General features: G+C 53.4%; 16 protein-coding genes. 8 read left to right on the top strand and 8 right to left on the bottom strand.

Annotation, left to right across the window (positions count from 1 at the left end):
• Window positions 1-133 precede the first annotated feature (133 nt).
• The 7 genes from pgm to fur form a co-directional block, all read right to left on the bottom strand.
• Window positions 134-1,813 (bottom strand): phosphoglucomutase (alpha-D-glucose-1,6-bisphosphate-dependent), encoded by a 1,680-nt coding sequence (pgm, locus tag SQ11_RS01690; RefSeq protein ID WP_041512355.1) that lies wholly within the window; start codon window positions 1,811-1,813, stop codon window positions 134-136.
• A gap of 360 nt (window positions 1,814-2,173) precedes the next feature.
• On the bottom strand, window positions 2,174-3,841 hold the full coding sequence (gene pgi / locus SQ11_RS01685) for a glucose-6-phosphate isomerase (RefSeq protein ID WP_052493922.1): 1,668 nt from the start codon (window positions 3,839-3,841) through the stop codon (window positions 2,174-2,176).
• A 353-nt stretch (window positions 3,842-4,194) separates the two neighbouring features.
• Window positions 4,195-4,938: a CDP-diacylglycerol--serine O-phosphatidyltransferase gene (gene pssA, locus SQ11_RS01680; protein ID WP_232297850.1), complete on the bottom strand. Its 744-nt coding sequence runs from the start codon at window positions 4,936-4,938 to the stop codon at window positions 4,195-4,197.
• Window positions 4,939-5,275: 337 nt separating this feature from the next.
• A complete protein-coding gene (gene ilvC, locus SQ11_RS01675; protein WP_041512354.1) occupies window positions 5,276-6,292 on the bottom strand; it encodes a ketol-acid reductoisomerase in 1,017 nt (338 codons plus the stop codon).
• An 84-nt stretch (window positions 6,293-6,376) separates the two neighbouring features.
• A complete protein-coding gene (ilvN, locus tag SQ11_RS01670) occupies window positions 6,377-6,868 on the bottom strand; it encodes an acetolactate synthase small subunit (protein ID WP_041512353.1) in 492 nt (163 codons plus the stop codon).
• A 221-nt stretch (window positions 6,869-7,089) separates the two neighbouring features.
• The gene (locus SQ11_RS01665; protein ID WP_041512352.1) at window positions 7,090-8,793 is read right to left on the bottom strand and encodes an acetolactate synthase 3 catalytic subunit; all 1,704 of its coding nucleotides are present in this window, start codon (window positions 8,791-8,793) and stop codon (window positions 7,090-7,092) included.
• A gap of 393 nt (window positions 8,794-9,186) precedes the next feature.
• Window positions 9,187-9,615 carry a ferric iron uptake transcriptional regulator gene (gene fur / locus SQ11_RS01660; RefSeq protein WP_041512351.1) on the bottom strand — a complete coding sequence of 143 codons (429 nt, stop codon included), beginning with the start codon at window positions 9,613-9,615 and terminating at the stop codon, window positions 9,187-9,189.
• 74 nt (window positions 9,616-9,689) lie between these two features.
• On the opposite strand from fur, the gene SQ11_RS16625 reads away from it, so the two are divergent.
• From SQ11_RS16625 to greA, 5 genes are all read left to right on the top strand, one after another.
• Window positions 9,690-10,394, top strand: coding sequence for an outer membrane protein assembly factor BamE (locus tag SQ11_RS16625; RefSeq protein ID WP_084226680.1), 705 nt, complete (start codon window positions 9,690-9,692; stop codon window positions 10,392-10,394).
• Window positions 10,395-10,615: 221 nt separating this feature from the next.
• Complete coding sequence (gene dapB / locus SQ11_RS01650; protein ID WP_041512350.1) at window positions 10,616-11,425, top strand: 4-hydroxy-tetrahydrodipicolinate reductase; 810 nt, start codon at window positions 10,616-10,618, stop codon at window positions 11,423-11,425.
• 171 nt (window positions 11,426-11,596) lie between these two features.
• Window positions 11,597-12,742: a glutamine-hydrolyzing carbamoyl-phosphate synthase small subunit gene (gene carA, locus SQ11_RS01645; protein WP_041512349.1), complete on the top strand. Its 1,146-nt coding sequence runs from the start codon at window positions 11,597-11,599 to the stop codon at window positions 12,740-12,742.
• Between the two features lie 41 nt (window positions 12,743-12,783).
• Window positions 12,784-16,008, top strand: a complete 3,225-nt coding sequence (carB, locus tag SQ11_RS01640; RefSeq protein ID WP_041512348.1) for a carbamoyl-phosphate synthase large subunit — start codon at window positions 12,784-12,786, stop codon at window positions 16,006-16,008.
• A 95-nt stretch (window positions 16,009-16,103) separates the two neighbouring features.
• Window positions 16,104-16,580: a transcription elongation factor GreA gene (gene greA, locus SQ11_RS01635; RefSeq protein WP_041512347.1), complete on the top strand. Its 477-nt coding sequence runs from the start codon at window positions 16,104-16,106 to the stop codon at window positions 16,578-16,580.
• Between the two features lie 168 nt (window positions 16,581-16,748).
• On the opposite strand, the gene yhbY is transcribed toward greA, so the two are convergent.
• Window positions 16,749-17,099 (bottom strand): ribosome assembly RNA-binding protein YhbY, encoded by a 351-nt coding sequence (gene yhbY, locus SQ11_RS01625; protein WP_041512345.1) that lies wholly within the window; start codon window positions 17,097-17,099, stop codon window positions 16,749-16,751.
• Between the two features lie 30 nt (window positions 17,100-17,129).
• On the opposite strand from yhbY, the gene SQ11_RS01620 reads away from it, so the two are divergent.
• The 3 genes from SQ11_RS01620 (at window position 17,130) to folP (ending at window position 20,728) form a co-directional block, all read left to right on the top strand.
• Window positions 17,130-17,750 (top strand): RlmE family RNA methyltransferase, encoded by a 621-nt coding sequence (locus tag SQ11_RS01620; protein ID WP_041512344.1) that lies wholly within the window; start codon window positions 17,130-17,132, stop codon window positions 17,748-17,750.
• 157 nt (window positions 17,751-17,907) lie between these two features.
• Window positions 17,908-19,803: an ATP-dependent zinc metalloprotease FtsH gene (ftsH, locus tag SQ11_RS01615; protein ID WP_041512343.1), complete on the top strand. Its 1,896-nt coding sequence runs from the start codon at window positions 17,908-17,910 to the stop codon at window positions 19,801-19,803.
• Between the two features lie 151 nt (window positions 19,804-19,954).
• The gene (gene folP / locus SQ11_RS01610) at window positions 19,955-20,728 is read left to right on the top strand and encodes a dihydropteroate synthase (RefSeq protein WP_052493921.1); all 774 of its coding nucleotides are present in this window, start codon (window positions 19,955-19,957) and stop codon (window positions 20,726-20,728) included.
• The last annotated feature ends 15 nt before the right edge of the window (window positions 20,729-20,743 follow it).

The raw sequence follows: 20,743 nt of genomic DNA, 5'->3' as shown, positions 1-20,743 counted from the left end.
GTGAAGAATTCTTTGAGCCATTTGATTCTCATCTTTTGGGTGAGCCCCGTTACGGGGCGCATGGCGCAATTTTTGCAGCATGTGTCTGCCGCCGCGGAGTGGATTCGGCCACTCGCCGGTTATTTGAAGCTGGCTAGTCCGCCGGAGCCATGGCAAGCGCGTCGGCGACTATTGTCTGTGCCTCGTCAAGGATATGATTCAGGTGCTCTGTGCCTCGGAAGCTCTCGGCATAAACCTTGTAGATGTCTTCGGTGCCAGATGGACGTGCTGCAAACCACCCGCTCTCGGCGATTACCTTAATACCTCCAATTGGCGCGTCGTTACCCGGTGCGCGTGTGAGGACGGTCCGGATCTTTTCGCCGGCAAGATCGGTGGAGTGTATTTGCTGTGGCGAGAGTTTTGCCAGAATCTTTTTTTGCTCTGGCGTGGCCGGCGCATCAATGCGTTGGAAGACCGGCTTGCCAAACTCATGCGCCAGGTCCTGGTATAGCTCGCCGGGATCGCGGCCCATGCGAGCGGTGATTTCCGCTGACAACAATGCCGGTATGATTCCGTCCTTGTCCGTTGTCCAAACCGTGCCGTCGAGGCGGAGGAAGGATGCGCCTGCGCTTTCTTCACCGCAAAAACCGAGGGAGCCGTCATGCAGGCCATCCACGAACCACTTGAAACCGACGGGCACTTCATGTAGCTGTCGACCCAGTTTCGCGGTGATACGATCGAGCATCTGGCTGCTCACTACCGTTTTGCCTACCGCTACTTTACTGCTCCACCGCGGGCGGTGTTGAAAAAGGTAATGAATGGCGACGGAAAGGTAGTGATCGGCTGGTAACAGACCCGTGCTCGCGGTGACGATTCCGTGCCGGTCATGATCAGTATCGCAGGCGAAGGCGATGTCGAAGCGATCTTTAAGCTCGATCAACCCATGCATGGCATAAGGTGAGGAGGGATCCATGCGAATCTGTCCATCCCAATCAAGCGTCATGAAACGGAAGGTGGGGTCGACCGTCTCGTTCACAACGGTCAGATTCAACCCATAGCGTTCCGCAATCGCACGCCAGTAGTGCACGCCCGCACCGCCGAGCGGATCCACCCCCATGCGGATGTTCGCGCCGCGTATGGTATTCATATCAATCACACGGTCGAGGTCGCTTACGTAGGTATTGAGAAAGTCATGTTGATGCGTTGTAGGCGCGCGCAACGCCTTCCCGAAACGTTGTCTTTTTATTCCCCTGAGCTCATTCTTCAGGAATTCGTTGGACATGGATTCGATCAAGGCGGTGACCTCGACACCCGCCGGGCCGCCGTGTGGCGGATTGTATTTAAAACCACCGCTCTCAGGCGGATTATGAGAAGGTGTAATGACTATGCCGTCGGAGAGTCCCTTCGTTCGGCCGCGATTGTATGTCAATATCGCATGAGAAACGGCGGGAGTGGGTGTGTATTCTCCATTCGCGGACAGCATGACTTCGACTTCATTCGCGGCCAATACCTCAAGTGCACTGGTGTATGCGGGTTCCGAAAGGGCGTGCGTGTCGATGCCCAGAAATAGCGGTCCATTGATATTCTGCTGCTGACGGTATTGACAAATAGATTGTGTGGCAGCAAGCACATGCCATTCGTTGAAGCTCGTTTCGAATGCCGACCCACGGTGTCCCGAAGTGCCGAATGCAACTCTTTGGGCTGGCACCGACCAATCGGGGATCTGCGCGTAATATGCGGTAACAAGCCTTGGAACGTTCAGCAGCATGGATGGCTGGGCAGGTTTTCCCGCAAAGGCGCTGACTTTTCGGGTTGTCTTCTGATTTTGGATCATGCTATCTCACTGTGACGGTATCGGAAGCAAAAGTGTGTGGATAAAGTTTTACCTATTCAGGTTTGACTGCTTGAAGCATGGCGCGCAATTTGTTCCCCGGCTGTGGCAACCATGTGTGCAGCTTCGAGCCCCAAATGCTGCACAGGCGTCATACTTGTAGAACTTGCGGGAGATATATACTTTTACTGTGGGTCTCGATCTCCGCACGGATAACTGTCACAGGTAAGCAGCTGTATTATTTCTGTGAAGTATTATTGGTATCACAGTGGCTTCTTTGAAAAAAGAAATCTGAAAACTGACATGTCAATCGAAAGCGTAAGCCGGAAGGAATAAGCAAAGGCAGTCGCGGGCAATCCACTTTCATGGCGGCGTTTCTTTGAGTCTAACGTAGCGTCGGATCAGTGTGTTTGTGGAACTGTCATGCTTCAGCGGCGGTCCGTTTGTTATCGCCAGTTCTTGAACAATGCGCTGAGCCAGCGCCTTGCCAAGTTCGACCCCCCATTGATCGAATGAATCTATATTCCAGATTGCCCCTTGCGTAAAGACGGAGTGCTCATAGAGCGCGACCAAAGTTCCAAGCGTATAGGGTGTCAGACGCTCGGCCAGGATAGTGTTGGTCGGACGATTACCCTCAAAGCTCCGATGCGGGCACAGCCAGTCCGGTGTCCCCTCGGCTTTTACTTCATCCGTAGTTTTGCCGAACGCCAATGCCTCGGTCTGGGCGAACAGATTCGCCATCAGCAGGTCGTGATGGTTGTCCAACGGATTCAGAGTGTGACAAAAGCCGATGAAATCACAGGGAATAAGGCGCGTACCCTGGTGGATAAGTTGATAGAACGAATGTTGACCGTTGGTGCCAGGTTCTCCCCAGATGATGGGCGATGTTTGATAGCTGACACGCGCGCCATCGAGCGTAACGTGCTTGCCATTGCTTTCCATTGTCAATTGTTGCAGATATGCCGGGAAGCGCTTGAGATACTGGTCATAAGGCAGCACGGCAATTGTCTGGCCATCGAAGAAATTGTTGTACCAGATCGCGAGCAGTCCCATGATGACGGGCAGATTTTTATCAAATGGTGCGGTGCGAAAATGCTGGTCCATCGCGTGGAAACCGGCTAGCATGGCACGAAAGTTGTCAGGCCCGATGGCGACCATGGTTGAAAGGCCAATTGCCGAGTCCATTGAATAACGGCCGCCTACCCAGTCCCAGAAGCCAAACATGTTGGCAAGATCGATGCCAAAATTCGATACTTCCTCCGCATTGGTCGAGACAGCAACGAAGTGCTTGCGAACGGCCTGGATATTATCGAGCTTGCCCAGTATCCATTTGCGGGCTGCATGTGCGTTGGCAAGCGTTTCGGTCGTGGTAAATGTCTTCGAACAGATGATAAACAAAGTTTCTTCGGGATCGATGCCGATGGTGGCTTCCTTGAAATCCGTTCCGTCCACATTGGATACGAAACGGAAATTCATTTCACGCACGCTATAATAACGCAATGCTTCATAGGCCATCACCGGGCCCAGATCGGAACCGCCGATCCCGATATTGATGATATTGCGAATGCGCTTGCCCGTATGGCCTCGCCAGTGGCCGCTGCGTAATTGGTCAGCAAAAGCAGCCATTCGGTCAAGCACCGCATGCACCTCAGGTACCACGTCGATTCCATCGGCAACAATCCGCTCATTTTTGGGCGCACGCAAGGCCGTATGGAGGGCGGCGCGCTGTTCCGTCGAGTTGATTTGCTTACCGCTGAACATGGCGTCGATACGCGCACGCAAATCGCATTCCTCGGCAAGCTGTACAAGCAGACGTAATGTCTCGCCGGTAATTCGATTCTTTGAGTAGTCAAGGTAGATGCCTGCGGCTTCAGCCGTGAGGTGCTCGCCTCGCTTGGCATCGTCAGCAAAAAGCTGACGCAAATGCAAATCCTTGATGGTATGGTGATGTGTTTCGAGTGCTTTCCAGACCGGGCGCTCTGTCAGGGATTGCGCAGTGATGGGTGCAGCCGCTGCCGATTCGGTCCTCATGCTTGATCCATCAGTCGTGCTTTCATCGTTCACGCTCCTGCCGGCATGGTTTGTTAGATCGAGACCCGCTTAAATTACGATTCATGCATGCATGAAAGTTCCATACGGCTCGCACTGCTCCATGCTTGAACTTCGATAGCGATAAAATCGCGCCTTTGAAATCATAACCTGTCCGAGACCTGCTTATTCAGGAATATGGTCTGATACTCTCCGTCGAGATACAAGAGGGTGGTAAAAAATATAGCACAGCAAGCATCAGCGCAATGTTAAGCGAGCGTGAGTAATTCGTAAAGCCGTGCGATTGCCATCAATTTTATGGCAGCGTTCACGCATGCAGACAAACGAGTTCTGTGCTAACTAGTGATTTCCGTTGTTCTCTTTCTCTTGATCAGCCGCCATCCCCACATAACATAGCCAGATAAAGCATAAAGGAAAAAAAGGCAGAACAGCACAACGGGTGGATGGGTTGGAATTAATACAAAGAAGAACAGCGCCAGCAGGAGAACAGTGATGAATGGCACGCTTTTGCGTAAATTGATTTCCTTGCCGCTGTAGTAGGGAATGTTACTGACCATTGTGAGACCCGCAAACAGGGTGATGCCCCAGGCTAGCCACTTGATATCCGTGCCCGCTATTTCAAAGTCCAACATCACCCAGAGCAGCCCTGCGATCAGCGCGGCGGCGGCCGGGGTAGGCAGCCCCTGAAAAAAACGCTTATCCACGATCTCTATATTGGTATTGAAGCGTGCCAGGCGCAGTGCGGCACAGACGCAATAAATAAAGGCCGCAATCCATCCCAATTTGCCCATGCCCTTCAAGGCCCATTCGTATATTACCAGCGCGGGTGCGGCCCCGAACGAAACCATGTCGGACAGGCTATCGTACTCCGCGCCAAATTCGCTCTGAGTGTGAGTGAGCCGGGCGACCCGGCCATCCAGCCCGTCCAATACCATCGCAATGAAAATCGATACCGCGGAATGTTCAAAACGACCGTTCATTGCCTGCACGATGGCGTAAAAGCCGGCAAATAACGCGGCGGTGGTGAACAGGTTAGGCAGTAAATATATTCCCCGCCGGCGCAATTTGGATTTGAGCATGAGACGTGGCAGGTGAGGATCATGCATCATATGTGCAAATACCGAAGGAAACCGATGCATGGTAAACGGTTATCGGCCACTGGTAAACAGTAATGAAATGAATAAACTAATTCACACACTGAATACACCGACCGAGCCACACATGTTCCAGTGAAGCGCTTGGATCCCGGCCCGGTCCGGCAATTCCGCCGCGAAGATTATAATTACCGAGTATTTCCGCCACCCCTCGGATTGCGGTTCGAAGGGACGTAGAGCGCGGAAGTGCCTTATAAAATAAATAATGGGGGTGGTGAAGCACCCCGCATTATCCGCGTCATTTTCCGTGTTCCATCAATCTTTAATTTTTTGCCTGATCAACCAGCTTGTTCTTCTTGATCCAAGGCATCATGTCACGCAGTTTTGCGCCAACCGTTTCTATCTGATGCGCGGCGGCGAGGCGGCGGCTGGCTTTAAGCATGGGTGCGCCAGCGCGATTTTCCAGAATGAATTCGCGAGCGTATTGACCTATCTGGATTTCATGAAGAATTTTGCGCATTTCAGCACGGGTCGCATCCGTGACGATGCGTGGACCGCGCGAAATATCGCCATACTCGGCGTTGTTGGAAATGGAGTAACGCATGTTGGCGATGCCGCCCTCATAGATTAAATCCACAATCAGCTTGACCTCGTGCAGACACTCAAAATAGGCCATCTCTGGTGCGTAGCCCGCTTCGACCAGGGTTTCAAAACCCGCCTGAATCAAAGCGGTCAGACCTCCGCACAGTACTACCTGCTCACCGAACAGGTCGGTTTCGGTTTCTTCGCGGAAGTTGGTTTCAATCACACCTCCCCGAGTTCCTCCGTTGGCCGCGGCGTAGGAAAGCGCCAGTTCGCGCGCTCTGCCAGACGTATCTTGGTGTACCGCAATGAGTGAAGGCACGCCGCCACCCTGAAGATAGGTTGAACGCACCAAGTGGCCGGGTCCCTTGGGGGCGATCATAATGACATCGAGATCCTCACGGGGAGATACTTGGCCATAGTGAATATTGAAGCCATGCGCAAACGCAAGCGCGGCACCCTTCTTAAGGTGGGGTTCGATCTCGGACGCATAAACAGCGGCAATCTGCTCATCCGGCAGCAGCACCATGACGACATCCGCCTCCTTCACGGCTTCCGCTACTTCCTTGACGGTCAGACCGGCTTTCTCCGCCTTGCTCCAGGATGCTCCGTCCCTGCGCAGGCCAACGGTGACCGTTACGCCCGAGTCGTTCAGATTATTGGCGTGAGCGTGGCCCTGCGAACCATAACCCACAATGGTTACCTTCTTGTCCTTGATGAGCGACAAATCGGCATCTTTATCATAGTAAACGTTCATAATTTCCTTTCTGCCCAAATTAGAAGAATGCCAAGGACTGGCGGGTGAGCACCCCACCCCCTCATAGATCGAAATCAGATGCCGCTATATTTTTAGTATTCGCTCGCCGCGGCCGATGCCGGAGGCCCCGGTACGCACCGTCTCCAGAATTGTGCTGCGTTCCATGGCTTCGATAAATGCGTCAAGCTTGGAGCCGGTACCGGTCAGTTCGATGGTGTAGGATTTATCTGTGACGTCAATAATCCGGCCGCGAAAAATATCAGCCATGCGCTTGATCTCTTCGCGATCGTTGCCGACGGCGCGCACTTTTATCAGCATTAGCTCGCGCTCGATATGAACACCATCACTTAAATCCACCACTTTGACCACTTCGATAAGTTTGTTCAACTGTTTGGTGATCTGCTCAACCACATCATCCGATCCGACGGTAACCAACGTCATGCGAGACAAGGTTGGATCTTCGGTAGCCGCGACGGTAAGCGACTCAATATTATAGCCGCGGGAAGAGAACAAGCCAGCTACGCGAGATAAGGCCCCCGCCTCGTTTTCCATCAATAGGGAAATGATATGTCGCATTTTTTTTTATCTAAGTCCGGCAGTTGGGCAGATGGAGTGTGGGATTAAAGATAAGGTGACGAAAAAGGTTGTTTGGATTATTTGCCAAAATAAAAAATGAGAGGTCAACCGCCGGAGTCAAGTTTAAATCAGATAATCCGTTAGGCAGCTGTTCGAGCCTATCAAAACCGTCTCGCAACCCGCCTCGTCATCCTCTCGCCTCCGATGCATTATCCGGGGATTCATACCAGAATCATTTCAGAGAGGCCTTTGCCGCCAGGCACCATCGGAAATACATTTTCTGTCTGGTCAGTGATGAAATCCATGAACACCAATCGGTCCTTCAGCTTGAAGGCTTCCTTTAATGCTCCCTCGACATCTCCGGGTTGCTCGATTTTCATGCCGACATGACCGTAGCTCTCGGCCAGTTTGACAAAATTCGGTAACGCATCCATATAAGATTCAGCGTAACGGTTACCATGGAAGAACTCTTGCCACTGGCGCACCATTCCCATATAGCGATTATTCAAATTAACGATCTTGAGTGGAAGGTTATATTGCTTGCAGGTGGACAATTCCTGTATACACATCTGGATGCTGGCTTCACCGGTCACACAGGCTACGGCGCCCTTGGGGTTGGCGAACTGCACCCCCATTGCCGCGGGAAGGCCAAAGCCCATGGTTCCCAAGCCGCCGGAATTAATCCATCGACGCGGCAAATCGAATTTGTAGAACTGCGCCGCCCACATCTGATGCTGACCTACATCCGAGGTAATAAAGGCATTTCCCTTGGTCACTTTATAGAGCTTTTCAATCACCATCTGCGGCTTGATGATCGTGCTTGCGCGATCGTACTTGAGACAATCGCGCGCGCGCCACAAATCGATCTGCGTCCACCATGCCTCAAGGGCGGATTGATCAAGCTTATCTTTGCCGGCCTGAAGTAATTTCATGAGCTCATCCAATACGTCGGAAATACTGCCGACAATGGGAACATCCACCTTCACGCGCTTGGAAATGGACGAGGGGTCAATATCGATATGTATGATCTTACGAGCTTCATTGTAGAAATGCTTCGGGTTGCCGATCACACGGTCGTCGAAACGGGCGCCCACTGCCACGAGTACGTCACAATGCTGCATTGCCATATTGGCTTCGTACGTACCATGCATTCCCAGCATCCCGACAAACTGTTTATCGGTAGCGGGATAGCCTCCCAGTCCCATCAATGTATTGGTGCAGGGAAAACCCAGCATTCGTACCAGATTCGTCAATCGCGTGGCAGCATCGCTCAGAATTACGCCGCCACCCGTGTAAATCATCGGACGCTTGGCCCCCAATATAAGCTGTACCGCTTTCTTGATCTGTCCGGAATGCCCCCTGGTGACGGGATTGTAGGAGCGCATGCTGACCTTCTCCGGGTAAGCAAATGCCGTTTTATGCTGGCTCACGTCTTTCGGAATGTCCACCAGCACGGGACCCGGGCGGCCGGTTGAAGCGATGTAGAACGCCTTCTTGATCGTGGCGGCGAGCTCGCTGACGTCCTTCACCAGAAAGTTATGTTTGACGCAGGGGCGCGTGATGCCCACGGTATCGACTTCCTGAAATGCATCCAGCCCAATGGCGTGAGTGGGCACCTGTCCGCTGATAATGACCAGCGGGATCGAATCCATATAGGCAGTGGCGATTCCGGTAACCGCATTCGTCACGCCGGGACCGGATGTCACCAATGCCACACCTACCTTGTTACTGGAGCGGGCGTAGCCGTCCGCCGCGTGCACAGCCGCCTGCTCATGCCGCACCAGGACGTGCTTGACCTTATCTTGCTTGAACAGTTCGTCGTAAATATACAGCACGGCCCCGCCGGGATAGCCAAAAATATAATCCACCCCTTCTTTCTGCAAACAACGCACTGTAATTTCAGCGCCGGTTAATTCCGTGCTCATGCTTTCTTGGATCCTAATATTGGGTGCCAGCAAAATGATGAATAAAACACTGAACAGTAATGGTTAACCAATCTTTGGTCAACCCCTTGACAGCGGGCCAAGAGGCATTGACATCCATGTGCGGCCGCAATGGAGGTCGAAGCGAGTAATCGAATAGATTTCCGTGATGAGCAAGAGAGTGGCGGAAGCAGGCAAGCTCCAGTTTTTTAGTTTTTTTTATTATCCCAGATAATCCATCAGGATGCGAGATGATGGCGAGGCGGGTTGCGGGACAGTTTTGCCGGCCGGGATAAGCTTAGCTCATTCCACGGTGGCGCAAGCGGCGGAACTCGCCGTAAACTGGCCGCCAGCACTCGAATAGGCTCGGAAAACCGCCTATTGCATTATCTGCGGTTATGTTTTTCGATGCGGGCACGCCGGCTTGGTGCAATCCGCGTAAAGCGCCAGTGAGTGCTCATGTATGGCGAAGCCGCGATCCTTGGCGATTCTAACCTGGCGCTTCTCTATTTCGGCATCATAAAATTCTTCCACCCGGCCGCATTGCAGGCACACCAGATGGTCATGGTGAGTGCTGCTGGCAAGTTCAAATACCGCCTTGCCACTCTCAAAATGGTGGCGTTCCAGCAAACCTGCCTGCTCGAATTGGGTCAGTACTCGATAGACTGTGGCGAGGCCGATATCTTCACCTTCACTGATGAGTGTCCTGTAAATATCTTCCGCCGACAGGTGGCGTACCGGACTGTTTTCAAACAGTCCTAGTATTCTAAGCCGTGGCAGCGTGGCTTTCAGGCCCATGGTTTTAAGATCATTCGGCTTGCTCATGGCTATGTCCATCCTGTAAGTTATTTGCTGTATCATATAACGTTAAGTCTGCTTTGGAAACATACGCTGCCGCGATGCGCGCGAAAATACTCACGTTGTTTGTTTTGCTACTGCTCGCCGGATGTTCGTCTGTTCCATCTCTGGTCTACAAAATCGAGATTCAGCAGGGGAATGTGATTACCCAGGAAATGGTGGATAAACTAAAACCTGGTATGACCCGGTCGCAGGTCCGCTTTGCGCTGGGCTCGCCAATGATCAGCGATGTTTTCCACGATAACCGCTGGGACTATGTATATCGCCTTGAGCAAAAAGGTAATCTGGTTGAGCAACGGCAATTGACGGTCTTTTTCGAGGGCGACAAAATAGTGCGCCTGGGTGGCAGTTTTTCACCCTCAATCGCCTTTGTTTCACCTCAACCCGGCGATCCAACCAGGCCAGGCGCTCATGTGGAAAACGGTACTTCAGCGCCGGTGGATGCTGCCGCGCTGCGGGAACCGGAAATGTCCAGTCTGAAGCAGGTGCCACCATCGCAGGCCGCGATCTTGCCCCAGCCGGTTGATGAAGCTATTGCGCCCGCCGTTCGAGAGGGCGATATTCCTGCTTTGGGCGCTACTCCACCAAATGATATTCCGGCTTCAAGCAGTATTTCGGCATCGAGTGAGGCTCCGGTGGCGAGCAAGATGCCAATTCCATCGGAGCCAAAGCCAGCAGTTGCCAGACAGATGCCGGCACAGGCGGGAGACAGGGGGAGCAGAGAGGCAGATCAACCGAAAGAATAGCAATGAATCTGCCAGGATAGTGGAATGATCTTAAATCCGGTTGGTAGAGGCAAGCGGCGGACTCATCCGCAAGATGCAACTCGGATGACATAGAATCATTATGACTCATAGAATTGAACTCAGACATGAATGGGCGGCTACCGGATTTAGGAAATCCTGGCCTGGTAGTTTGCCATTCACATTCCAGTTGGCACGATGATCACAAAAACCTCGGAATATAGATGACCATATTGAACATTGCCATTACCGGAAGCTCAGGCCGCATGGGGCGTGCTCTGCTGGAAGCCGTTGCGCGGACACCGGACATGCGGTTATCTGCCGCCCTGGAGCGGAAAGGAAGCCCATGCCTGAAGAAGGATGCAGGGGAGTTGATCGGCGCGCCTTGCAACATTGCCATTACCGACAATGTTACCGCTGCGCTTTCCGGAAGCGATGTATTGATCGACTTCACTCGACCCGAAGGCACGCTCGCCCATCTTGCAGTATGCCGCACGCTGGGTGTAAAAATGGTTATCGGTACTACCGGTTTTTCAGCGCAGCAAAAGGAGGATCTCAAGGCGGCATCAAAAGACATTTCCATCGTATTCGCGCCCAACATGAGTGTGGGTGTGAACGTTACGCTCAAGCTACTGGAAGTGGCCGCCAAGGCGCTGAACGAGGGTTATGATATCGAGATCATAGAGGCGCACCATCGCCACAAGATAGATGCTCCTTCCGGCACTGCGCTACATATGGGTGAAGTGATCGCAAAAGCGCTGGGCAGGAATCTTTCAGAAGTCGCTGTTTATGCCCGTGAAGGCAATACAGGCGAACGAACGCCTGCCACCATCGGCTTTGCCACCGTGCGCGGAGGGGATATCGTAGGCGATCATACAGTGCTGTTCGCAGGTACCGGTGAACGCATCGAAATTTCGCATAAGGCGAGTAGCCGCGCAACATTCGCCGAGGGCGCGCTGCGCGCCGCCCGTTTTCTGATGGATAAGCAAAGCGGCTTATTTGACATGCAGGATGTGCTCGGGCTACGCGAGTAGTGCCGGTTAAACCGGTCGATGAGTAAAGCCGCCTAACGTTTTTGGTTGACCGCACTGCCGCATTTCGTTGAAGGACGCGCCTTTTGGGCGTATAATTTTAAATTCAGATAAACGGGACGGGCGATAGCTTGTCCCGTTTTCCACGCCTTGTCAGCATTCCAGGAGCCACCCGTGTCACAACGCCCGCATGCCGTTCTCGCGCTCGCCGACGGCACCATTTTTCGCGGCATATCCATCGGCGTGGAAGGCATCAGCACGGGCGAGGTGGTGTTCAACACCGCCATGACCGGTTATCAGGAAATCCTGACTGATCCGTCCTACTGCAAGCAGATTGTTACGCTAACTTATCCGCATATCGGCAATACCGGGACCAATCCTGACGATGTTGAATCAGGCAGGATCGAGCGAGTATATGCCGCTGGTCTAGTGATCCGTGATCTGCCTCTGGTTTCCAGCAATTGGCGGCAAACCCGGACTTTGCCGGAATATCTCGAACAGCAGGGCGTCGTGGCGATAGCAAATATCGATACCCGCAAGCTTACGCGTATCTTGCGGGAGAAGGGTGCGCAGGCCGGTTGTCTCATGACGGGTCATTTCAATGAAGCTGAAGCACTGGAACATGCCAGAGGGTTTCCCGGTCTGGTCGGCATGGATCTCGCCAAAGTGGTGAGCTGTGACCAGCCTTATGAATGGAGGGAAGGTGAATGGAAGCTGGGATGCGACTATCAAGTTCAGGAAAATCCGCGCTTTCATGTTGCCGCACTCGATTTTGGAATCAAGCGCAACATACTTCGCAAGTTGGCGCAGCGCGGCTGCAGGATTACGGTACTTCCCGCGCGGACATCCGCGGACGAAATTCTGGCATTGCAACCCGATGGAGTTTTTCTTTCCAATGGACCCGGTGATCCGGAGCCCTGCGACTATGCCATCGCTTCCACCAAAGCGTTGCTTGAAAAGAAAGTGCCGATTTTTGGTGTGTGCATGGGACATCAATTGCTGGGGTTGGCCAGTGGGGCCAAAACCATCAAGATGAAATTTGGGCATCATGGCGCCAACCATCCGGTGCAGGACCTGGATACCGGCAGGGTGATGATCTCGAGTCAGAATCACGGTTTTGCGGTAGATATCGCGACCCTGCCGAAGCATGCGAGAGTTACGCACGTGTCGTTGTTTGATGGCAGTCTGCAAGGGTTTGAGTTGATCGGCCAGCGCGCGTTCTGCTTTCAAGGGCACCCCGAAGTCAGCCCCGGGCCTCACGATCTGGATTATTTATTCGACAAGTTTATTGGTTTGATGGGGGAAAAACGTGAGGCATAAGCACGGCGTACCGCTTTCACACTTTGCATTTCATCGGGACTATGCCTAAACGTACCGACATAAACTCTATTCTCATTATTGGCGCTGGGCCCATTGTCATCGGACAGGCGTGTGAATTCGATTATTCCGGTGCGCAGGCGTGCAAGGCATTGCGCGAGGAGGGTTATCGCGTCATCCTGGTGAATTCAAATCCTGCTACTGTCATGACCGATCCCGAGATGGCCGATGCGACTTATATTGAGCCCATAATCTGGCCCATGCTGGAAAAAATCATCGCCGTCGAGCGTCCTGATGCGCTGTTGCCGACGATGGGGGGTCAGACAGCATTGAACTGCGCGCTGGATCTGGCCAAGAATGGCGTGCTGAAAAGATACGGTGTCGAATTGATTGGCGCCTCGCGCGAGGCGATCGACAAGGCCGAGGACCGGGAAAAGTTCAAGCAAGCCATGAACAGAATCGGGTTGGGTTCGGCGCGTTCCGCCATCGCGCACAGCCTGGAGGAAGCGCTGCAGGTACAAGCGATGGTGGGTTACCCCGCGATTATCCGTCCGTCATTCACCATGGGCGGTAGCGGCGGCGGCATCGCGTACAATCGCGAGGAATTCCTCGGTATCTGCGAGCGTGGATTGGAAGCCTCGCCCACCAAAGAGCTGCTGATCGAGGAATCGGTAATCGGTTGGAAAGAATTCGAGATGGAGGTGATACGTGACAAGAAAGATAACTGCATTATCGTTTGCACGATCGAAAACCTCGACCCAATGGGCGTCCATACAGGCGATTCCATCACCGTCGCGCCGTCTCAAACACTGACTGACAAAGAATATCAGATCATGCGCGACGCATCGATAGCGGTGTTGCGCGAAATAGGCGTGGAAACCGGTGGTTCCAATGTACAGTTTGCGATTAATCCGCAAGATGGCCGCATGCTGGTTATTGAAATGAATCCGCGCGTATCGCGCTCTTCCGCCCTGGCTTCGAAAGCAACCGGATTTCCCATTGCCAAGGTGGCGGCGAAACTCGCGGTGGGTTACACGCTGGATGAACTCAGGAACGATATTACCGGCGGAACGATGCCGGCTTCGTTCGAACCGGCGATAGATTATGTCGTCACCAAGATACCCCGTTTCGCGTTTGAGAAATTTCCTCAGGCCAACGACCGGCTTACTACCCAGATGAAGTCGGTAGGGGAGGTGATGGCGATTGGGCGTACATTTCAGGAGTCACTGCAAAAAGCCCTGCGCGGATTGGAAATCGGTGTCAATGGACTGGACGAGAAAACAACCGATATCGAACTTATCGAAACCGAATTGAGCGATCCCGGCCCGGAGCGGATCTGGTATGTGGCTGACGCGTTTCGTTGCGGAATGGAATTAGCTGAAATTCATAAGCTTACCCACATCGATCCCTGGTTTCTGGCGCAGATCGAGGACTTGGTGAAACAGGAACAGTCTCTTGCCGGCAAGACGCTGGATATGCTTGATCCGCAGGTGTTGCGCAACCTGAAACGCAGCGGTTTTTCCGACCAGCGCCTGGCGAAGCTGATGGATACATCGCAGGTTGCCGTGCGCGCCAGGCGCCATCAATTCGACTTGCGTCCGGTTTACAAGCGGGTCGATACCTGCGCCGCCGAGTTCGCTACCCGTACCGCTTACATGTACTCGACTTATGAGGAGGAATGCGAAGCGCTGCCCAGCAGCAGAAAAAAAATCATGGTGCTGGGTGGCGGGCCTAACCGCATCGGTCAGGGTATCGAATTCGATTACTGCTGTGTCCACGCAGCGCTGGCTTTGCGCGAGGACGGTTTTGAAACCATTATGGTCAACTGCAACCCCGAAACCGTTTCGACCGATTACGATACTTCCGACCGGTTGTATTTTGAACCGCTGACCCTGGAGGATGTACTGGAAATTGTCGCGGTGGAGAAGCCGCTGGGTGTAATTGTCCAGTATGGCGGGCAGACGCCGCTGAAACTCGCACGCGATCTCGAGGCCAATGGGGTGCCCATCATTGGCACCAGTCCCGACATGATTGACTGTGCCGAAGATCGCGAGCGCTTTCAGAAGATGTTGCATCAGCTTGGACTAAAGCAGCCATTGAATCGCACCGCGCGCAACCCGCAAGCGGCACTCACCGCCGCCAATGAAATCGGATATCCGCTGGTAGTGCGGCCCAGCTATGTACTGGGGGGGCGTGCCATGGAAATTATCCACGAGCAAATTTACCTGGAACGTTATATGCGCGAGGCGGTAAAGGTTTCGCACGATTCGCCCGTGTTGCTGGATCGCTTCCTCAACGATGCCATCGAAGTGGATGTGGATGCGATTTGCGACGGAGAAACCGTTCTGATTGGCGGTATCATGGAGCACATTGAGCAGGCTGGCGTGCACTCGGGGGATTCCGCCTGTTCGCTGCCACCCTTTAGTCTTTCAACTGCTCTGCAGGATGAGTTGCGCCGGCAGACGTCGGCAATGGCGCATGCACTTAAAGTGGTGGGATTGATGAACGTGCAATTCGCCATTCAGGGCGATACGGTATACGTGCTGGAAGTCAATCCCAGGGCTTCACGCACCGTCCCTTTCGTGTCCAAAGCGACGGGATTGCAATTGGCAAAAATTTCCGCCCGCTGCATGGCCGGGATGACGCTTGCCCGCCAGGGCATCACCGGAGAGAGGGTCCCTTCCTACTACTCAGTTAAGGAAGCGGTGTTCCCTTTTATCAAATTTCCCGGCGTGGACACCATACTTGGACCCGAAATGAAATCCACGGGCGAGGTAATGGGCGTGGGGCATACTTTCGCCGAAGCGTTCGTCAAGTCGCAGTTGGCCGCTGGAGTCAAACTGCCCAGCGCTGGCAAGGTCTTCATCAGCGTGCGCCAGTCGGATAAGCCCCGGGTGGTGGAAATCGCCCGCAACCTTGCAGAACTTGGATTCACCCTTTATGCTACTCGTGGTACCGCAATGGTATTGATCCAAGCTGGACTGGCGGTAACGCCGGTAAATAAGATGGCGGAAGGACGCCCCCATATCGTGGATATGATCAAGAACGGGGAAATGGATTTGATTGTCAACACGGTGGAAGACAAGCGCAGTGCGATTCATGATTCTTATTCGATCCGCCATGCCGTATTGCAGGCAAGGGTAACGTATTACACCACGCTGGCGGGCGCGCGCGCCGCGTGCATCGGCATGGCGAATATACGAGAGTTGCAGGCCTACCGCTTGCAGGAATTGCATGCACCGGCAGCGGAGCTGCCCGGCCCGGTTTGATGGCGAAGCGATTAGCCTCGTTCATCGCACCAGATTGCAATCTAGCGGAAGCCGATGATGATGTCGTATACAATACAGGAAGGTGGTAATAGGCTATGAGTACAATTCCATTAACCGTGATTGGCGCGGGAAAGTTGCGTGCTGAATTGCAAGAAATGAAAACGGTGCAGCGTCCCGCTGTAATCGCCGCGATTGCGGAAGCCCGCTCCCATGGGGATCTTTCGGAAAATGCCGAATACGAAGCGGCCAAGGAACGGCAGGGTTTTATCGAAGGGCGTATTGCCGAATTGGAAAGTAAGCTTTCCAATGCTCAAATCATCGATCCAGCGTTGCTGGATGCCAGTGGCGCTTGTGTATTTGGCGCAACAATTGATTTGCAGGACATGGCCAATGATACGGTAGTGACTTACCAGATTGTTGGCGACGATGAGGCCGACATCAAGGAGGGCAAAATCTCCATCAGTTCCCCCATCTCTCGTGCTCTGATTGGTAAGTATGCGGGAGATATCGCCGAAGTCATGGCGCCGGGCGGGGTACGGGAGTATGAGATTCTTGATGTGAGATATGTCTAGCAGGCTGCTGGACTTAAAGGAAATCGGGTTGCAAAAAGTGTCTGCCGGTCCATATTTCACCGCTTTTTCGGCCAATAGAATGCTTATTAACCTTCAAAATTTGTCCTCCCCCCGCTTTTTTTGCTGGATTCTTCAATTCCGGCAGGCTGAATCGGTTGCGGCGGCATTTCACGTTTGAAAGCTGCGCTTGGTGCGGCGTAATTCCCTTTTTTTACGGAATGCAGCGGTAGCCGGCTTTGCGATTTCGTCTAACTTGGGACGGTAGATTACCAGTATTTTGCCGATATGCTGTACCGGCGCCGCATCGAGGCGATGGCACATTTCCTCGAGCAGCGCATTCCTTGTTTCCCGCTCATCGCCGAACACTTTGACTTTGATCAACTCGTGGTTTTTCAGTCCTTGATCCAGCTCATGCATAACATTCTCCGACAAACCCTCCGCGCTTATGCGGACAATCGGCCTGATGGTATGAGCGAGCGCCCGGAGGGCGCGTCGATGATCGACTGTAAGGGCTAGCATGAGATTTCTCGGAAATCTCCATTTTACGCGATGAAACGTGCCAAAACCAGCAAAGCCTGGATGAAAGAGCATGTAAATGATTTTTTTGTCCAACAGGCAAGAAAGGAAGGTTATCGTTCGCGTGCCGCGTACAAGCTGATTGAAATCGCCAGGCGCGATCATTTGCTCGGCCCGGGCATGACGGTGGTGGATCTGGGTGCGGCGCCCGGTGGCTGGTCTCAGGTAGCGGCGGAAAAGCTGGGCGGGAAGGGGAGAGTGATCGCGCTGGATCTTCTCGAAATGGCACCCCTGGCGGGAGTGACGTTCATCAGGGGAGATTTCGGCGAAGCGCACGTTTTGGCGGAACTAAAAAAAGAGTTGGGGAAATATCCTCCTGGTCTTGTAATTTCAGATATGTCACCTAATATAAGTGGCATAGGAGTGAGCGATCAGGCGCGCAGCATGTATTTAGCGGAACTCGCTCTGGAGTTCTCCATGGAGCAATTGAACTCCGGTGGCAATTTTCTCGTCAAAGTGTTTCAAGGTTCCGGTTTTGAGGGATTTTTGGGCGCGATGCGTGCCGGGTTTGGCCGGGTGGTGACACGAAAGCCGGAAGCGTCCCGTGGTCGCAGTAGTGAAATTTATTTGCTGGGCTTGGGTAAGCGGGGTTAACCCTTTCAGGGTGAAGCAAAGTACGCCGGCGGAGATATATTTTACTGAAACAGGGCGGCCGTGGCGGTATTATCCATGCTATTCGCTGTTATAAAACCTGAAATGGGTTTAGAATGAAACACTCAAGGATTTTGACGGCGCAAGCCAAGGAGCTATCTTGAACAATCTCATTAAAAACATGGCCATCTGGCTAGTGATTGCTTTGGTGCTGATGACAGTGTTCAACCAGTTCAGCACGCGGCAGACAGCACAAGCGCCGATGGAATACTCCCAATTCATCGAGGAGGTGAAGCAGGGCAGGATCGCCAAGGTAACCATCGAAGGCCGTACGTTGAAAGGCACCAAATCCGACGGCAGGCGATTCACCACCTATACGCCCTCCGATCCGTGGATGGTGAGCGACCTGCTCAAGGCCGGCGTTATTATCGACGCCAAGCCGGAAGAAGAGCCGTCGCTACTGATGAATATCTTCGTTTCGTGGTTTCCCATGCTGTTACTGATCGGCGTGTGGATTTTCTTTATGCGCCAAATGCAGGGCGGTGGCCGTGGCGGTGGCGCATTCTCGTTTGGAAAGAGCAAGGCACGCATGCTTGATGAATCCACCAATCAAGTGACGTTTGCCGATGTGGCGGGTTGTGAGGAAGCCAAAGAGGAAGTTTCTGAACTGGTGGAATTTCTGCGCGATCCCAGTAAATTCCAGAAGTTGGGAGGGCGCATTCCCCGCGGTGTTTTAATGGTCGGGAATCCTGGTACCGGTAAGACGCTTCTGGCGCGCGCCATTGCTGGCGAGGCCAAGGTTCCGTTTTTCAGTATTTCAGGCTCTGATTTCGTGGAAATGTTTGTCGGTGTGGGTGCGGCAAGAGTGCGCGACATGTTCGAGCAAGCCAAGAAGCATGCGCCTTGCATTATCTTTATCGATGAAATCGACGCGGTTGGCCGTCAGCGCGGCGCCGGTCTGGGCGGCGGCAACGATGAGCGCGAACAGACATTGAATCAGCTGCTGGTGGAGATGGATGGTTTTGAGGGAACCGCCGGGGTGATTGTCATCGCGGCCACCAACCGTCCCGATGTACTCGACCCGGCGCTCTTGCGTCCCGGCCGCTTTGACCGGCAGGTAACGGTGCCGCTACCGGATATACGGGGGCGGGAACAGATATTGCACGTACATATGCGTAAGGTGCCGATCGCGCCCGATGTGCATGCGGAAATCATTGCGCGCGGCACGCCCGGTATGTCGGGGGCCGATCTTGCCAATCTGGTGAACGAGGCAGCATTGTTTGCAGCACGGAGTAATAAACGGCTCGTGGATATGGATGACTTCGAGCGTGCCAAAGACAAGATTTTTATGGGCGCGGAACGCCGCTCTGTAGTGATGCCGGAACGCGAGCGGCGGAACACGGCCTATCATGAATCCGGCCACGCCGTAGTGGCGCAATTGCTGCCTAAAACCGATCCGGTGCATAAAGTTTCCATCATTCCACGTGGACGTGCGTTAGGCGTGACGATGCAATTACCCACGGAAGACCGTTTCAGCATGGATCGCGATGAGATTCTGCAGAACATCGCTGTGCTGTTTGGGGGACGTATCGCCGAGGAAGTGTTCATGGGGCAGATGACGACGGGTGCATCCAACGATTTTGAGCGTGCTACCGAAATGGCGCGACGCATGGTCACGCAATGGGGCATGTCCGACTCTCTGGGTCCCATGGTCTACGGAGAGAACGAGGGAGAAGTCTTTCTCGGCCGTTCCGTTACGACGCACAAAAACGTAAGCGAAGCCACCATGCAAAAAGTGGACATAGAAATTCGTCGCATCATTGATGGACAGTATGGTCTGGCGCGCAAGTTGATTGAGGAGAACCGCGACAAGATCGAAGTCATGGCCAAGGCTCTGCTGGAGTGGGAGACGATAGACTCCGATCAGATTAGTGACATTATGGAAGGTCGTGCGCCGCGGCCACCCAAACCCACCAAGTCTACGCCTCCGCCGCCGAAAGACAATACGCCTCCGGCGGCACCGGCGACAACAGCGACTCCCGCTCAGGAAGTGTGAGCATAGGGAAGTGAAATAAATAAGGCGGGCTTGTCCCGCCTTATTTTTATGCATACTCCGGTCCTGTGTTTTCCCGTCAACGAACTGTTGTATTTTCCTTGCATTCTCCTTGAGGCAATTTCAAAATCTCGATTCAGGCAATCCTCTTGTCATGGGGATTATCAATGTAACACCCGATTCCTTTTCTGACGGAGGCTTGTATGCTTCGACCGAGAGCGCTCTACGCCACGCGGTGCGTCTTATTGAAGAAGGAGCGGATGTGCTGGACATTGGGGGTGAGTCCACTCGACCCGGCGGTGTTCCGGTAAGTGTGCAAGAGGAATTGCATCGTATCATTCCGGTGGTGAAAGCCTTATCGAGCACGAATACGCCTGTTTCGGTAGATACATCCAAACCGGAAGTCATGCGGGCGGCAATAAAAGCCGGCGCGGCCATGATTAATGATGTTAACGCGTTACGGGCGCCAGATGCGCTCGAGGCGATTGCGGAAGGCGGAGTCATGGCGTGTCTCATGCACATGCAGGGTGATCCGCTTAGCATGCAGACTGATCCTCGTTACGATGACGTGGTAGCGGAGGTGAAGGACTTTTTACGGCAGCGTCTGAATGCGGCCCAGGCTGCGGGCATATCGCCGGAGAAACTGTTAATAGATCCTGGTTTCGGGTTCGGCAAGACGCTGGCGCATAATATCGAATTACTGCGCCACCTTGATCACTTCATGGAGTTGGGTGTGCCCGTGTTGGTGGGATTGTCGCGAAAATCGATGTTGGGAAAAATCACCGGCAATGAGGTAGGTGATCGGGTCCATGCAAGCGTTGCCGCGGCTTTACTGGCGAGAGCCAAGGGCGCTAAAATTCTACGTGTACATGATGTAAAAGCAACCAAGGATGCGCTGGCGGTTTATGATGCGATAAACATGGTGTAGCGCTTCAGAGAGACT

Origin of the sequence: Nitrosospira sp. NpAV, from assembly GCF_000832065.1 — a bacterium.
In the GTDB taxonomy this organism is placed as follows: Bacteria; Pseudomonadota; Gammaproteobacteria; order Burkholderiales; family Nitrosomonadaceae; genus Nitrosospira.
The sequence above is the reverse complement of the archived record's forward strand: the minus strand, read 5'-3'. Positions and strand labels throughout refer to the sequence as shown.

Coding starts and splice junctions, on each gene's coding strand:
- pgm (WP_041512355.1), bottom strand. CDS start 1,813: ATGATCCAAAATCAGAAGACAACCCGAAAAGTCAGCGCCTTTGCGGGA.
- pgi (WP_052493922.1), bottom strand. CDS start 3,841: ATGAGGACCGAATCGGCAGCGGCTGCACCCATCACTGCGCAATCCCTG.
- pssA (WP_232297850.1), bottom strand. CDS start 4,938: ATGCTCAAATCCAAATTGCGCCGGCGGGGAATATATTTACTGCCTAAC.
- ilvC (WP_041512354.1), bottom strand. CDS start 6,292: ATGAACGTTTACTATGATAAAGATGCCGATTTGTCGCTCATCAAGGAC.
- ilvN (WP_041512353.1), bottom strand. CDS start 6,868: ATGCGACATATCATTTCCCTATTGATGGAAAACGAGGCGGGGGCCTTA.
- SQ11_RS01665 (WP_041512352.1), bottom strand. CDS start 8,793: ATGAGCACGGAATTAACCGGCGCTGAAATTACAGTGCGTTGTTTGCAG.
- fur (WP_041512351.1), bottom strand. CDS start 9,615: ATGAGCAAGCCGAATGATCTTAAAACCATGGGCCTGAAAGCCACGCTG.
- SQ11_RS16625 (WP_084226680.1), top strand. CDS start 9,690: ATGCGCGCGAAAATACTCACGTTGTTTGTTTTGCTACTGCTCGCCGGA.
- dapB (WP_041512350.1), top strand. CDS start 10,616: ATGACCATATTGAACATTGCCATTACCGGAAGCTCAGGCCGCATGGGG.
- carB (WP_041512348.1), top strand. CDS start 12,784: ATGCCTAAACGTACCGACATAAACTCTATTCTCATTATTGGCGCTGGG.
- greA (WP_041512347.1), top strand. CDS start 16,104: ATGAGTACAATTCCATTAACCGTGATTGGCGCGGGAAAGTTGCGTGCT.
- yhbY (WP_041512345.1), bottom strand. CDS start 17,099: ATGCTAGCCCTTACAGTCGATCATCGACGCGCCCTCCGGGCGCTCGCT.
- SQ11_RS01620 (WP_041512344.1), top strand. CDS start 17,130: ATGAAACGTGCCAAAACCAGCAAAGCCTGGATGAAAGAGCATGTAAAT.
- folP (WP_052493921.1), top strand. CDS start 19,955: ATGGGGATTATCAATGTAACACCCGATTCCTTTTCTGACGGAGGCTTG.